12 protein-coding genes and 1 rRNA gene are annotated in these 13,655 nt (G+C 46.6%); 11 read left to right on the top strand and 2 right to left on the bottom strand.

The window, feature by feature from the left end; genetic code table 11:
* Positions 1 to 112 (top strand): 5S ribosomal RNA (rrf, locus tag NLX74_RS12190); the annotation flags it as partial.
* 178 nt (positions 113 to 290) lie between these two features.
* Here the strand turns inward: rrf and NLX74_RS12195 are convergent.
* Positions 291 to 449 carry a hypothetical protein gene (locus NLX74_RS12195; protein ID WP_165147892.1) on the bottom strand — a complete coding sequence of 53 codons (159 nt, stop codon included), beginning with the start codon at positions 447 to 449 and terminating at the stop codon, positions 291 to 293.
* 294 nt (positions 450 to 743) lie between these two features.
* On the opposite strand from NLX74_RS12195, the gene NLX74_RS12200 reads away from it, so the two are divergent.
* The 5 genes from NLX74_RS12200 (at position 744) to NLX74_RS12220 (ending at position 7,025) form a co-directional block, all read left to right on the top strand.
* The gene (locus tag NLX74_RS12200) at positions 744 to 2,075 is read left to right on the top strand and encodes an extracellular solute-binding protein (protein WP_254328882.1); all 1,332 of its coding nucleotides are present in this window, start codon (positions 744 to 746) and stop codon (positions 2,073 to 2,075) included.
* 228 nt (positions 2,076 to 2,303) lie between these two features.
* Positions 2,304 to 3,194: a carbohydrate ABC transporter permease gene (locus NLX74_RS12205; RefSeq protein WP_061832099.1), complete on the top strand. Its 891-nt coding sequence runs from the start codon at positions 2,304 to 2,306 to the stop codon at positions 3,192 to 3,194.
* 5 nt (positions 3,195 to 3,199) lie between these two features.
* Positions 3,200 to 4,033, top strand: coding sequence for a carbohydrate ABC transporter permease (locus NLX74_RS12210; protein ID WP_434784550.1), 834 nt, complete (start codon positions 3,200 to 3,202; stop codon positions 4,031 to 4,033).
* A 30-nt stretch (positions 4,034 to 4,063) separates the two neighbouring features.
* Positions 4,064 to 5,860, top strand: coding sequence for a sensor histidine kinase (locus NLX74_RS12215; RefSeq protein ID WP_235307011.1), 1,797 nt, complete (start codon positions 4,064 to 4,066; stop codon positions 5,858 to 5,860).
* Positions 5,841 to 7,025, top strand: coding sequence for a response regulator (locus NLX74_RS12220; RefSeq protein ID WP_025723834.1), 1,185 nt, complete (start codon positions 5,841 to 5,843; stop codon positions 7,023 to 7,025). The genes NLX74_RS12215 and NLX74_RS12220 overlap by 20 nt, the downstream gene beginning before the upstream one ends.
* 72 nt (positions 7,026 to 7,097) lie before the next feature.
* On the opposite strand, the gene NLX74_RS12225 is transcribed toward NLX74_RS12220, so the two are convergent.
* Positions 7,098 to 8,003, bottom strand: a complete 906-nt coding sequence (locus tag NLX74_RS12225) for a LysR family transcriptional regulator (RefSeq protein WP_254328883.1) — start codon at positions 8,001 to 8,003, stop codon at positions 7,098 to 7,100.
* A 162-nt stretch (positions 8,004 to 8,165) separates the two neighbouring features.
* Between NLX74_RS12225 and NLX74_RS12230 the strand changes: the two genes are divergently transcribed.
* From NLX74_RS12230 to NLX74_RS12250, 5 genes are all read left to right on the top strand, one after another.
* A complete protein-coding gene (locus tag NLX74_RS12230) occupies positions 8,166 to 8,756 on the top strand; it encodes a flavin prenyltransferase UbiX (RefSeq protein ID WP_013369033.1) in 591 nt (196 codons plus the stop codon).
* 28 nt (positions 8,757 to 8,784) lie between these two features.
* Positions 8,785 to 10,203, top strand: a complete 1,419-nt coding sequence (locus NLX74_RS12235) for a non-oxidative hydroxyarylic acid decarboxylases subunit C (RefSeq protein WP_254328884.1) — start codon at positions 8,785 to 8,787, stop codon at positions 10,201 to 10,203.
* Positions 10,204 to 10,244: 41 nt separating this feature from the next.
* Complete coding sequence (locus tag NLX74_RS12240) at positions 10,245 to 10,469, top strand: non-oxidative hydroxyarylic acid decarboxylases subunit D (RefSeq protein ID WP_028541239.1); 225 nt, start codon at positions 10,245 to 10,247, stop codon at positions 10,467 to 10,469.
* A 71-nt stretch (positions 10,470 to 10,540) separates the two neighbouring features.
* Positions 10,541 to 11,002: a pyridoxamine 5'-phosphate oxidase family protein gene (locus NLX74_RS12245; RefSeq protein ID WP_254328885.1), complete on the top strand. Its 462-nt coding sequence runs from the start codon at positions 10,541 to 10,543 to the stop codon at positions 11,000 to 11,002.
* A gap of 316 nt (positions 11,003 to 11,318) precedes the next feature.
* Positions 11,319 to 13,655: an Ig-like domain-containing protein gene (locus NLX74_RS12250; RefSeq protein ID WP_254328886.1), complete on the top strand. Its 2,337-nt coding sequence runs from the start codon at positions 11,319 to 11,321 to the stop codon at positions 13,653 to 13,655.

Genomic DNA, 13,655 nt, shown 5'->3' on the forward strand with positions numbered 1-13,655 from the left:
TGGCGATAGCGGAGGGGTTCCACACGTACCCATCCCGAACACGACCGTTAAGCCCTCCAGCGCCGATGGTACTTGGATCGCAGGGTCCTGGGAGAGTAGGACGTCGCCAAGCAATATAAAAGAGCACAGCCTTAACGGGCTGTGCTCTTTTTCCTATAACCGATTCATTTATCATTCACATGAAAGATCTTTCTCATGGATTCGGTCAAAAGTTTTATGATATCCTGGTTGTCCTTTGTATAGTGGTGCTTAGTTAGCATTTTTAACAAAGGACAGTATTAACTGGGGAGTTAATCTATTTCAACCTGTTCTGTCTGAAGGACACTCAAGGCTTGAAGTTTACGGGTAATTTCTTTTTGCCACTTGGTATCTCCGACTTGTACGGCAAGATTGAGAAGGTCCAAATAATCATCAATATGCAGGGAGGTTTTACTGAAAGTTTCTTTCACTGCGGTCCTGCCTCCTTTAAAGTCTATGTGTATTTATCATTTAATAATGATAATCATTATCAAAATATGATCTTATTCATATTATGCCTGTGTTCTAGATAAATTGCAAGTTATGATATGAATGAATTTTGAAGCACGCAAATGAGGGCTTGAAAAAACAAACCCTTCTCCTTAAGTTCACGCATTGTTCACGTCTTTTCTATGGAACATAATGAAAAGAACAAGCGGGCATTGAGTGTCCACCAATAAGGAGGGCAAATTGCGCAATGCTTCAACAAGAGGAGGAAAAAGACCATGAGCAGAACAAAAATGAAAGCGTTTGCCGTAGTGGTGGCGAGCGCCTTGGCATTGACGCTGGCAGCTTGTAATAACGGACAAAGCCCAAGTCCGGGAAATTCAGGAGAACCGAGCAGAGGCACCGCAACGAAAGATGTTACGATTACCTTTCAGAACATTAATCCTGATCCGAGCACCCCTTCGTACAAAATGATTAAGCAAATTGTAGGTCAATACGAGCAGGATCATCCTCATGTCAAAATTGAATTGGATTCGCTAAATACAGATCAACAAAAGCTTAAGCTGAAGACACAGGCAGCGGCGAAGGAAGTACCTGATATCACGATTGTAAACCCGGCTGCACAGATGAAGCCATTTGTAGATGCCGGGCTGCTGGCTCCATTAAACGATGTGGCTGATAAAGAGGGGTTAAAAGATACATTTCAGAATGGACTTCTTAATTACTATAGTTTCGACGATAAGCTCTACGCTTTTCCGGATGGCAACAATATAGAAGTGGTGTTTTACAATAAGGAACTGTTCAAGCAGGCGGGAATCCAGAAGTTGCCGACCACCTTTGACGAGCTGATTACGACGGTTAAAACGCTGAAGGCGAAGGGAATTACTCCGATTGCCATTGGGGAAAAGGATTCATGGACGGGGTCCCTCCTTTTTATGAACATTTTGTTGCGTACGAATGAAGGACCGAATTTTCTCAATGATGTACTGGACGGCAAAAAGACGTTTAACGACCCGGCTTTTGTGGAAGCGGTGGATGCATTTCAGGAGTTGGTGCAGTCAGGAGCTTTCCCGGATGGAGCTACTTCTATTGACTACAATGCAGGCGGTAATATTTTTAAAACAGGAAAAGCCGCGATGTATATCATGGGTACATGGGAAACGGGGTCAATTGATGCTTCTTCGGTAGCGGGTAAGGTAGGAGCGTTTCAATTCCCTACGGTGAATGGCAAGGGTGATGTGAATGAGTATGTAATTGCGCCGGGCAGCGCATTTGCGGTATCTGCGAACAGTGAGCATTTACAGGAAACGAAGGATTTTCTGCACTATTTTATTAAGGAGATGCCCAAAATTCAGTTTGATTTGAAAAATGCGATTGGCAGCGGTCAGAAAATGAAGGGTGATCTGAAGGAAGCGGGCTACTCCGAGTTAGCGATTAGTCTTAATGAGCTGTTCAAGAATGTAAAAGGGGGCGATCTCGCTTTTGATAATACGATGAATCCGGCTATTGCGCAGGCGCATCTGAGTAGCATTCAAAACCTGTTCGTGCAAAAGGAAGACTCTGCACAAGTTGCCAAGGAACATCAGAACACTTTTGAAGCGAATAAATAAGTGAGGATTTTGCAAAAATCCAATAAGCGACTCCCAATGAACAATATATAGATCAAATTGGCCTGGTTCGTCTAGATATTACACTTTGGAGCGACTGGCATTGAATTTTGCAAAATCCTGAAGTAGCAGGCACTAGGGAGGGGGCAGAATGCTTCTTCCCTGATTGGAAATCATGTAGGTTGCGCATCCTCAGAAGATGTTCAGAATCAACACAAAGGAGATTAGAGCATGAATGTACTAAAGGTGCCAGCACGTACCATTGCCGTTTTCGTGCTACCCTGCCTGTTGTTGTATACCTGTATGGTATTTGTTCCGATTCTGGTGTCGGTGTATTGTGGATTGCTGGATTGGAACGGAATTGCCGAGGCAAAGTTCGTGGGGCTGGCTAATTTTGAGCGGATTTTTACAGCAGATTCAGTATTCTGGCCATCCGTGAAACGGACTATGATGTTTGCTGTGTTTTCCATGCTGGAGATTCCGTTCTGTCTGCTGCTGGCGATCTTGCTTAATCGTTATGTGCGTAAGGCCAATACGCTGGTTACGATGTATTTTCTGCCGGTTATTCTATCGGTGGTCATTATCGGGCAGCTGTGGAAGACGATCTATAATCCGGCCTCGATGGGTGGAATGCTGAACGGTATTTTGATGGCGATTGGGCTGGAAAGCTGGACACGCTCATGGCTGACGGAACCGCAGATAGCGATGTACGCCCTCTATTTTGTATCGTTGTGGCAGTATTTTGGCTATCATTTGCTTATCCAGTTTACCGGAGTACAAAACATACCGAATGAGTTGTACGAAGCAGCCAAAATTGATGGAGCTGAAGGATTCAAAGCAGACCGCTATATTACGCTGCCGCTCATTGTACCTATTTTCAAGATATCAATTGTATTAGCATTTATCGGCTCCCTGCAATCGTTTGATTTGATATGGGTGATGACGGGTGGAGGACCAGCCCATGCGACGGATACTGTATCCACGTATATGTACAATATGTCCTTTTTATCGATGAAATACGGATATGGCAGCGCATTGGCTTCAATTCTCGTAGTGATTTGCTTGTCATTTACAATTGTGATAAATTTTGTTTTCAAACGAATCGAAAATAAGGTAAGCTAAAGGAGATGGAGCTGTTGAATGCCTTGAAAAAAACGGGAGTCTTTTCCTTATTGGCAATCTTAATTGTCACGCAGCTGTATCCACTCTTTTGGCTGCTGACCTATTCGTTGAAGACGAATGAAGAGATATTGAGCTCAAGCTTCTTTGCACTCCCTCAAGTGCCCCAGTGGCACAACTATCAGGAAGCCTATGAATCAGGGAGCTACTTGCGTTATTTAGGAAACAGTGTGCTGGTGACCGGGGTTACGATGATTTTCGTCATTTTATTAAGCTCGATGACTGCTTATGCGATTACACGTTTTCGTTGGCGCTTCGGGGCTGTTGTGCTGACTTTGTTTCTGATCGGGATGATGATCCCGATGCAAGCTACACTGCTGCCGCTGATGGTGATGTTTAAAAACGTCCATATTCTGAATACGTATTTCTCACTGATTTTACCCTACATTGCTTTTCAGACACCGATTGCGGTCTTCATCCTATCCGGCTTTATGCGGTCCATTCCCCACGAAATTGAAGAATCCGCTTACATTGACGGAGCAAGCATTTATCGTATTTTCCGCAGTGTAATCTTACCCATCTCGGTTCCGCCTATCATGACGGTATGTATTTTAACTTTCATTAACATCTGGAATGAATACATTATGGCTGCCACCTTTATCTCGTCCGAGAAGCTCAAAACTCTCCCTTTCGGCGTATATACGTTCGTCAGCCAGTATTCTGTGAACTACGGTAATATTGGTGCTTTTCTAGTCATGGGTGCCTTACCAGTCATTATTATTTATTTTGTTCTGTCCGAAAATATCACCAAGGGCATGGTTGCGGGAGCGGTTAAAGGATAGGCGGCCGATGCGAAAGGAGCGCACGGAGGTATGATGCGCCGTTTTCAATCCATTCAATACCGCTTGTTTGTTCTGTTCCTATTGAGCATGTCCGGCATTGTGCTGGCGGTCAGTCTATTATTTTACAACCGTACTACGGTGCAGTTCCATGATAAGGTCAGCGAGTTGGCGCGTAAAAATGTATCCCAGACGGCAGGCCTGTTCGAATTGCTACTCGGCAGCTATAACAGTCTCTCCAAATCGATCAGCAACAACATGGATTTGGTTCGTCTGTTGACGACGGATAGCAGTGATTTACCTGCTGTCAATTACATCAACGAACGTACGATTACGAATATTCTGGGCGCTATCTATTATTCGCGTGAGGATCTGATTGGCATCCATGTCATCACAGACACAGGCAAGGTATATAACTATGGCAATTATATGAATGTCATTGATACTCATTACGAACATACGGAATGGTATAAGGAAATTCGAAAGTCGGCGGGCAAAATTGCATGGCTGGGCGTGTATCCTCACTCTGTCATTGATCAGGTGGAAACCAGACCCGTGTTTGCGTTTGGACGGCAGCTCTATGATCTGGATGAACACAAGCCGATTGGTATTGTCCTGTTTGAGGCTGAGCCGCGTTCTGTTTTGTCCGCTCTCCACAATTTGCGGTTAGGCACCAATAGTCAGGTATATTTGTTGGGTCATGAAAACCGAATTGTGTCGGCTACTTCCTCTGATCCGCCACCGGATTTGCAAAATCTAGAGCAGCAGGTACCGGAGGAGGATGTTATTGTAAATCGAAGTAATGAAAGAGTTGTAATCGCTTCCAAGTTACCGTTTGCCGACTGGTCTGTGATTAGTGTGACACCCAGTGAGGATCTGAACGTGGAGCTGGTGCAAAATCAAAGGTACTTATTTATCGTGGCACCTATACTTATTATTGTGTCGGCGTTAATTGCATCCATCGTCTCCAGGAGCATTTCCCTTCCACTCAAGCGAGTCATTCGGGAAATGAAGCGGGTAGAGACAGGAAATTTCCGTCATACGGTAAACACCAAATCCTATGAAGAAATTAATCAGCTAGCTACCTCTTTTAACCATATGGTAAGACGGATTGCAGAGCTGATTGAGCTGGTGCGTATATCATCGGTCAGCGAAAAAAATGCGGAGCTGCACGCGCTACAGACGCAGGTCAATCCCCATTTTCTATATAATACGCTGGATATGATCTATTGGATGCTGGACGAAAAGGGACAGGATCAGCTCGGAGAGGTGGTCCTCTCCTTATCCCATATGTTCCGTTACAGCAGCCATTGGGAAGAGGGGGCCGATGTAAGCCTTCGTGAAGAAGTGGAGCAGGTTGGCCACTATCTCACCATTATCCAAGCCCGGCTGGAGGGCAGGGTATCTGTAGACATCAATATTGAAGAACGATGGATGGATATCCGCTTGCCGAAAATGACCTTACAGCCATTGATTGAGAATGCGGTGAAGCACGGATTGGAGCCTCTTCATGCGGATACAGGTGGCAAGCTACTTGTCAGAGCGGAGGAATATGGCGGTGTATTGAGCCTGCACATCATCGACAACGGTGCAGGGATGGAGTACGAACGATGGGAGGTGGTCCAGGTCGCTTTGGCAGAACCCGGCAAACAGACGGGCAGCGGGCAGGCGGGAGGCATCGGCCTGCAAAACCTAAATTTACGGCTACGGCACATGTTCGGAGAAGAGTACGGCCTACGGATCTCTAGCGTACCTGGGGCCGGAACAACAGTCACTGTAAGTGTGCCTCTGCCACAGAAGGAGGAGAAACATGAATATTCTGATAGCTGACGATGAAAATATGATTCGGCAGGGGATTCGGCGTACCATTGGCCAAGCTCTACCAACCTGCGGCATTCATCTCGCTGCTTCCACCGAGGAGGCAGCAGGCATTCTGGCGGAGCATCCTGTAGATATTGTATTAACTGATATCCTGATGCCCGGTATGGATGGTCTGGAATTCATGCGTATTTCTAAGCGAAAGCATCCTCATCTGCAGTGGGTTGTCATTTCGGCCCATTCCGACTTCCATTATGCACAAAGAGCAGTAAAGCTGGGTGCCAAAGACTACCTGTTAAAGCCGATTGGTAAAAGAAAGCTGCTGGAATGCATTGAAATACTGGCAGCCGAAGCGCTTGTGGCCTCGCAGCAGGCGAACGAGGGTAGGCTTCTCAAATCCAATATGGTTTATTTGCGTGAAGCCGTTTTCCAACGCTATGCCCTTGGACTGGACACGGGCAAGCTGGATATACAGCCTTTTGTCGAAAATTATCCGGAATTCCATCTCTTCATGGTTCGCATGGAACCTGATCACAAGCAGACGCATCTGGAGCATTTTATGATTGAAAATGTACTGTCCGAGCTCATTGAGGCAGGAGGCAGCGGCTTTGTCGTCAGTCTAGACCGCCATAGTCTGCTGGGCATTGCAAGGCTAAGGGATGAAGCAGAGGCCGCACGGCTAGAGACGTTGCTCGAATCCCATCTGAAGCGTTATGTGAAGGTTCCCCTACAAATTACACGTTCGGGTGTTCATCACAATTTTGCCTCCATACCTGAAGAGGTGGCGCGACTAAGACGTACACCAGAGGAGATTGCAGCCGCAGCAGCGGATACAGGAGAATGTCTGCGCAAAGGCATGCATACGGTAGATGTGGCATTGCAATACATTCGGGCTCACTTTACAGAGGAGCTGTCGCTGGAGAAGGTGGCTTCAATCGTATTTTTGAATCCGGTGTATTTCAGCCAGTTATTCAAGCAAAAGACGGGACAAGGCTACAAGGATTATGTCATTTGCCTGCGTATGGAGGAGGCGAAGCGGCTGCTCAGTGATCCTCATCTGCGGCTGGCTGATATTTCGGAGCGGATCGGCTATCAGGATATGCGGCATTTTACACAGGTATTCCGGCGCAAATGTGGAATGACTCCAACCGAGTATCGGCATCAAGGAGTCAAGTAAGGCGGTATCAACGACCGAATGAAGGAAGTTCATCCAGCATCAGACTGTTTCAGGAGTAGAGCGGTAGAGCATCTACTCGGGAACAGTCTTTTTCGTGTCTCCAGCTTGTAGCAGTTCAACAAATTTGCGAGCTGCATTGGATAAATAACGATCCTTGCGCCATACGACGGCAGGCTGTGTGAAGGGGAATGGCTCCTTAATGGAGAGTGTGCGAAATCTGTCCCCGTATTCTTGTCCCAAGCCAGCGTCTGGAATAATGGTAATTCCCATGCCTGTAGAAACGAGCGAGAGAATGGTCGATATTTCTGGACAGTCCAGTACGACGCGCGGAATAAGATGGTGTTCCTGAAATTTGCGGATGACGGTTTCGTATAGTCCGTGTCCTTCTGTTCGGCGTCCCAACAAGAGGTCATAGCTGGCAGCTTCCTGTAATGTAATTTCCCCACTGGGATGGCGATCTGCCCATTCACACGGAAGAAGCGCAACAAAAGAAACGCCCTCCAGTTCAATTGTATGGTACGATTTGTCATCTACCGGAAGCAGCAGCAGGGCCAGATCAACTTTATTTTGGTGTAACAGCTCTTCCAGATGATGTGTGTCTCCGTGTCCTATTTTAACGTATACCTCTGGATAAACCTGATGAAAGCGACTGAGTTGTTCAGTAATCAGAGACATACAGGCGGATGACGTGCCTATAGCAAGTGTGCCGGTTACTTTGTTTTCAAACTCCCCAATTTCTCTACAGGTGTCCTCCATTTCAGCCAACAATCGTTTGGCGCGTGTATACAGTGTATACCCGGCCTCGGTAACTTCCCACTTCTTTCCTTCACGGTAAATCAGCTTTACACCAAGCTCGTCCTCCATATTTTTGAGTTGTTGACTCAGTGGAGGCTGGGCCATGTTGAGCGTTCTGGCGGCCTTGGTGATTTGCCCTTCCTCCACGATGACGCAAAAGTAATGCAGATGCTTCAAGTCCATTGGGGGATTCCTCCTCATTTCTAAACAACGCTTCGATTTGAATACTTTTAAAGTATGCATTACATATATTATATATATTTTTCGTGTGCAGGGAACGGGCGTATAATTTTTGAAAGTAATGCATGGGTGAACATAAAACGATGGGATGGAAGGAGGGGACATATGAAGAAAATCATTGTAGGAATATCGGGAGCGACAGGGTCGATCTTTGGTATCCGTATATTGCAACAATTACGAGAGGCTGGGGTCCAAAGCCATCTGGTGCTATCCCCGTGGGCTATTGCGAACATCCCCTATGAGACAGGCTACACGGTGAAGGAAGTGGAGGCAATGGCGGATGCAGTTTACTCGTATAAGGATCAGGCTGCGCGTATTTCCAGCGGCTCCTTTCGAGTAGACGGCATGGTCGTCGCTCCTTGTAGCATGAAGACCCTTGCCTCCATTCGTATTGGTATGGCGGATAACCTGCTTACCCGATCAGCGGATGTGATACTGAAGGAGCGAAAGAAGCTGCTGCTCATGACTAGAGAAACACCATTAAGTAGTATCCATCTGGAAAATATGCTGGAGCTGTCACGTATGGGCGTGATGATCCTGCCGCCGATGCCTGCCTTTTATAATCATCCTGCAAGTATCGAGGAATTGGTGGATCATATTGTTTTTCGTGCATTGGATCAGTTCGGTATTGTCACAACCGCAGCCAAACGCTGGGATGGAATGAAGCAGAATGACTCCAGACTGCACCAGAATTGAGAAATCGAAAGACGAAGGAGAATGAATGATGGCCTATAAAGACTTTCGCGATTTTCTACACATCTTGGAAAAGGAGGGACAATTACTCACGATCAGCGATGAGGTAAAGCCGGAGCCGGACCTCGCAGCAGCTAACAGAGCATTAAACAATCTTGGAGATAAGACGCCTGCTCTCTTTTTCAACAACATCTATGGATATACGGATGCTCGTATTGCAATGAATGTGATGGGCTCCTGGCCCAATCATGCCCTCATGATGGGAATGCCCAAAAACACGCCGCTCAAGGAGCAGTTTTTTGAATTTGCCAGACGCTATGAACAATTTCCGGTGCCCGTGAAACGGGAAGAAACCGCACCCTTTCATGAAGTCGAGATTACAGAGGATATTAATTTGTTTGATATTTTGCCGTTGTTTCGTTTGAATCAGGGGGACGGAGGGTTTTATCTGGATAAAGCCATTCTAGTTTCACGCGATCTGGATGACCCGGACACCTACGGTAAGCAAAATGTCGGCCTATACCGGATGCAGGTGAAAGGCAAGAACCGTTTGGGCATCCAGCCTGTACCACAGCATGATATTGCGATCCATATCCGTCAGGCTGAGGAGCGCGGAGAAAATCTGAAGGTGGCTATTGCCCTCGGATGTGAGCCTGTGATTACAACGGCTGCTTCTACGCCGTTGCTGTACGATCAATCCGAATATGAGATGGCGGGCGCCATTCAGGGTGAGCCTTATCGTGTGGTCAAAGCGAAGGATGCAGATCTGGATCTGCCTTGGGGAGCCGAGGTCATTTTGGAAGGCGAAGTGTTAGCAGGTGAACGTGAGTATGAAGGTCCATTCGGTGAATTCACAGGTCACTATTCCGGCGGCCGCGCGATGCCAGTCATTCAGATTAATCGTGTATATCACCGCAAACAGCCTATCTTTGAGCATCTGTACATCGGGATGCCTTGGACGGAAACGGATTATATGATCGGTGTGAATACAAGTGTACCGTTGTTTCAGCAACTTAAGGATGCTTTTCCTAATGAAATCGTGGCTGTTAATGCCATGTATACGCATGGGCTGGTCGCTATTATTTCCACGAAAACCCGATATGGCGGCTTTGCAAAGGCTGTGGGAATGCGTGCGTTAACGACTCCGCATGGATTGGGGTATTGCAAGCTCGTGATTGTGGTGGATGAGGAGGTCGATCCGTTCAATCTGCCGCAGGTCATGTGGGCTTTATCCACCAAGCTTCATCCAAAGCATGATGCTGTCATTGTTCCTGGCTTGTCTATTTTACCGCTTGACCCCGGCTCTGATCCGGCAGGTATGACGCACAAAATGATATTGGATGCGACGACACCTGTAGCACCGGATATTAGAGGACATTACTCGCAGTCGCTCGATTCCCCGTTGGGTGTAGCAGAATGGGAGAAAAAGTTGAGCCAAATGCTTCTCTGAATATTTTTGAAAATAAAGAAAGATTAAAGGAGTGCTGACAGATGCATATTTGTCCCCGTTGTGAATCTAATCGTTCGGAGGTTGTTACCCGCTCGCCAGTTAAAGGCGCCTGGGAGGTTTTGTTGTGCCCTGTATGCCTGTTCACATGGCGGACCTCAGAACCGGATAGCATTACGGATCCAGCAAAGTATAAATCGGCGTTCAAGGTAAACCCCCAAGATATTCCGAATGCTGCTCATGTTCCTCCTATTCCAGAGCGGATATAGGGTCGTTCGTAAGTAGCCGTAAATTATGGTACTTTGAAGTTATAGGCCAAAAGTAAAGGGGAATATACTTCATGCAGACACCAAGGATCGGTAAGGAACTGTTTACGCTGCTAGACGGTAAGGAGCTGAAGGACAAGCAGCATGAAGCAATGATGCTGCTGACGGTCACGGAAGATCAGTGGCCGCACATAGCGATGATTAGTGTGGGCGAGGTTGTAGCGCGGGACGAGGGGAATTTGCGTCTGGCACTATGGCCGGGTACGACCACGACAGGCAACATGATCCGTACTGGGAAGGCGACGCTTGCGGTGTTCACCGGAGGGAAGGCGCATTATGTGCGGTTGTCGCTGGAACATCTGCCTGCTTTGCCCGGAGCCAAGCATGTACGTGAGCGATTTGCAGCGCATGTTTTCTCAGCCAGAGAAGATTCGGCCCAATATGCGGATATCTTGACAGGTGTCACGGTTCGTCTCAAGGAACCGGAATCGGTGATCCATCGTTGGAAGGAAACGGTGGCTGAGCTGTTAATGTAATACCATCTGATTACTCCGTCGTTTACATGCACCAACTGGCTCCTAATATGGAAGAATACCATCATTTAAGAGTTCGCGCAGCAGCATATAGCTGTTTGTAAATGCGAGATTGTGGATCTGTTGAGAAAACTCTTCACTATGGCTCTGAAGCTACACAAATTGTAATGTCTAATTTTTATCAGAAACGATCTAGTTAATAAGGACCAAATTTCCTTCGAAGCCTAAACTATTCTTTTCCATATGACGACATAAAACGTAGGTGTAAGGATTTTGCGAAATCCTTAATTTAAGTTTTGAAATGGGAGGGAATTAGATTTTGAAGAATAGATGGTCCGGTTTTCTGGCGTTGGTCATCCTGATTTCAAGTTTTACATCATATGCAGGATTTGCATCTGCTGCGGATGCGGTGCTTTCCAAGATTGTCCTTTCCTCTAACGAGGTAACTTTGCAGCAGGGAGATACGGCTGCGTTGACGGCTACTGCTGTTTTTAGCGATGGGACAACCTCGAATGTAACCGTAAGCACGGATTGGAAAAGTGATAATACAGCTATTGCTACTGTGTATAATGGTACAGTTTCGGCCAAGGCTGAAGGGGAAGCCACCGTGGTTGCGACCTATAAAGAGAAGGTGCAATCGGTTCAGGTACATGTAACGAAAAAGGTTAAGGCGCTGACATCCAGTGTACAAAGCCTGAACTTGCGTTCAAGCGGTACAGGACAGGTTGATTTGACAGCGACATACAGTGATAATACAACAGCTCAGGTTTCGGGTGATGCTACTTGGACCTCCGATAATCAAAAGGTAGCCACAGTAGTGAACGGATTGGTTACCGCTCAGGGAGCAGGTACAGCTAATATTAAGGCCGTATATGGTCAACAGACCGTAACCATTGCTGTGCAGGTGGAGCAGGTTAAACGCCTCGATGTCAGTTCATCAGAGGTTTCTCTTTTGTTGAAGGATACTGAGAAGGTTAAGCTTTCAGCGACGTTCCCGGATGGATCGGTACAGGACGTGACAGAGTCCGCTGAGTGGAGCACCAGCAATGCAGCTGTGGCGGATGTACTGAAAGGCACCATTACCGGCTATAGCGCGGGAAAGGCGACAATTACAGGTAAATATGGCACGATGTCCGCTACGATTTCGGTGGATGTCGATCAAACGAATAAGTTGAAAGCCAGTGAATCCAATATTTTTCTCCGTCTAGATGAATCTAAAAAAGTACAAGTTTCTGCCGTTTATCCGGATGGGACGGTAACGAATATCACAGATAAAGCTACTTGGACATCAAGCGATGAAAAAATTGCGACTGTGAATAAGGGAACGATTATGGCGATTGGAGCGGGTTCGGCTACGGTGACCGCTAAGTATGGAGATAAGACCGTTTCGATCAAGACAGATGTCGAAACCTCCAGATATCTGGATTTGAGTGAGGACAAGCTGAGCCTGAATGCCAAGGAATCCAAAAAGCTCAAGCTGACCGCAACGTATGTAACAGGTACGGAAGAAGATATCACAAGTAAGGCAGAGTGGAAGTCCAGCAATGAAGATATCGCTTTTGTCAGTGCGGGAGAAGTCACGGGTTATAAAACAGGTGAGGCTACGATCACCGCTTCTTATGGTGGCAAAACAGTTACAGCTACGGTATCCGTAAATGTACCCGGTGATCTGTCTCTGTCCTCCAAAACGGCAACGATTGATATTGATGAGGACTATACTGCAACTTTGACGGCTACTTATGCGGATGGACGTAAAGAAGATGTAACACAGGATGCAGAATGGACTTCAAGCGCAGAAGATATTGCCTCTGTGTCCAAAGGAACGATTACGGGTAAATCCGCTGGTAAAGCGGTTATTACAGCGACCTATAATGGCAAAAAACTGACGATTAACGTGCAAGTAGGCCTTGTAGACCGTCTGGAAACAGACTCGCGTGTAATTGCGCTTGGTGCTCAGGAAACGAAGCAACTGAAAGTAACAGGAGTTAAGAGTGGCGGTACAAAAACAGATGTAACTAAGGACGCCACCTGGACAACTAGCAATGTAAAAGTGGTTGAGGTTAGCGAAGGTTTGATTAAAGCGAATGGTAGCGGTAAGGCAACTGTGACTGCTTCATATGGCAAGCAAAACATTACGTTTACGGTAGAAGTGGACGTAGCGCAAAAGATTGAAGCGGATGCAATCGCGCTATCGCTCAAATCTGGAGATCAAAAAACCATCGCGATTGTGGTTAAATCGAGTGATGGTAAAGAAAAGGACGTTACGGCCCAAGCTGAATGGAAAACGTCTAATTATAAGGTAGCCACTGTTAAAAAGGGTCAGGTTACTGCGGTTAGCTACGGTAAAGCTAACATTCAGGCGAAGTTTGGCGGGAAGGTAATTAGTGTACCCGTGGATGTTGATACGCTTAAATACCTGCAAACAGACGAAGTTGCTTTGAATTTGAAGGCAGGACAGCTGGCTAAGGTTACGGCTACAGCCACGTATAAGGATGAGTCGGAGAAGGATGTTTCCAAACCGGCTGTCTGGTCCTCGTCCAGAATTATTGTTGCGACCGTCAAAGACGGTAACATTAAGGCACAGGGCAAGGGTAAAGCTGTAATTACTGTGAAATATGCAGGTAAAATGACGAAGGTACAGGTAACCGTTCAGTAA

This window comes from Paenibacillus sp. MZ03-122A (assembly GCF_024213325.1).
Lineage (GTDB): Bacteria > Bacillota > Bacilli > Paenibacillales > Paenibacillaceae > Paenibacillus > Paenibacillus polymyxa_B.

Bases quoted from the DNA above. Each gene is read 5' to 3' on its own strand.
- NLX74_RS12200 (WP_254328882.1), top strand. From the start codon at position 744: ATGAGCAGAACAAAAATGAAAGCGTTTGCCGTAGTGGTGGCGAGCGCC.
- NLX74_RS12205 (WP_061832099.1), top strand. From the start codon at position 2,304: ATGAATGTACTAAAGGTGCCAGCACGTACCATTGCCGTTTTCGTGCTA.
- NLX74_RS12210 (WP_434784550.1), top strand. From the start codon at position 3,200: ATGGAGCTGTTGAATGCCTTGAAAAAAACGGGAGTCTTTTCCTTATTG.
- NLX74_RS12215 (WP_235307011.1), top strand. From the start codon at position 4,064: ATGATGCGCCGTTTTCAATCCATTCAATACCGCTTGTTTGTTCTGTTC.
- NLX74_RS12220 (WP_025723834.1), top strand. From the start codon at position 5,841: ATGAATATTCTGATAGCTGACGATGAAAATATGATTCGGCAGGGGATT.
- NLX74_RS12225 (WP_254328883.1), bottom strand. From the start codon at position 8,003: ATGGACTTGAAGCATCTGCATTACTTTTGCGTCATCGTGGAGGAAGGG.
- NLX74_RS12230 (WP_013369033.1), top strand. From the start codon at position 8,166: ATGAAGAAAATCATTGTAGGAATATCGGGAGCGACAGGGTCGATCTTT.
- NLX74_RS12235 (WP_254328884.1), top strand. From the start codon at position 8,785: ATGGCCTATAAAGACTTTCGCGATTTTCTACACATCTTGGAAAAGGAG.
- NLX74_RS12240 (WP_028541239.1), top strand. From the start codon at position 10,245: ATGCATATTTGTCCCCGTTGTGAATCTAATCGTTCGGAGGTTGTTACC.
- NLX74_RS12245 (WP_254328885.1), top strand. From the start codon at position 10,541: ATGCAGACACCAAGGATCGGTAAGGAACTGTTTACGCTGCTAGACGGT.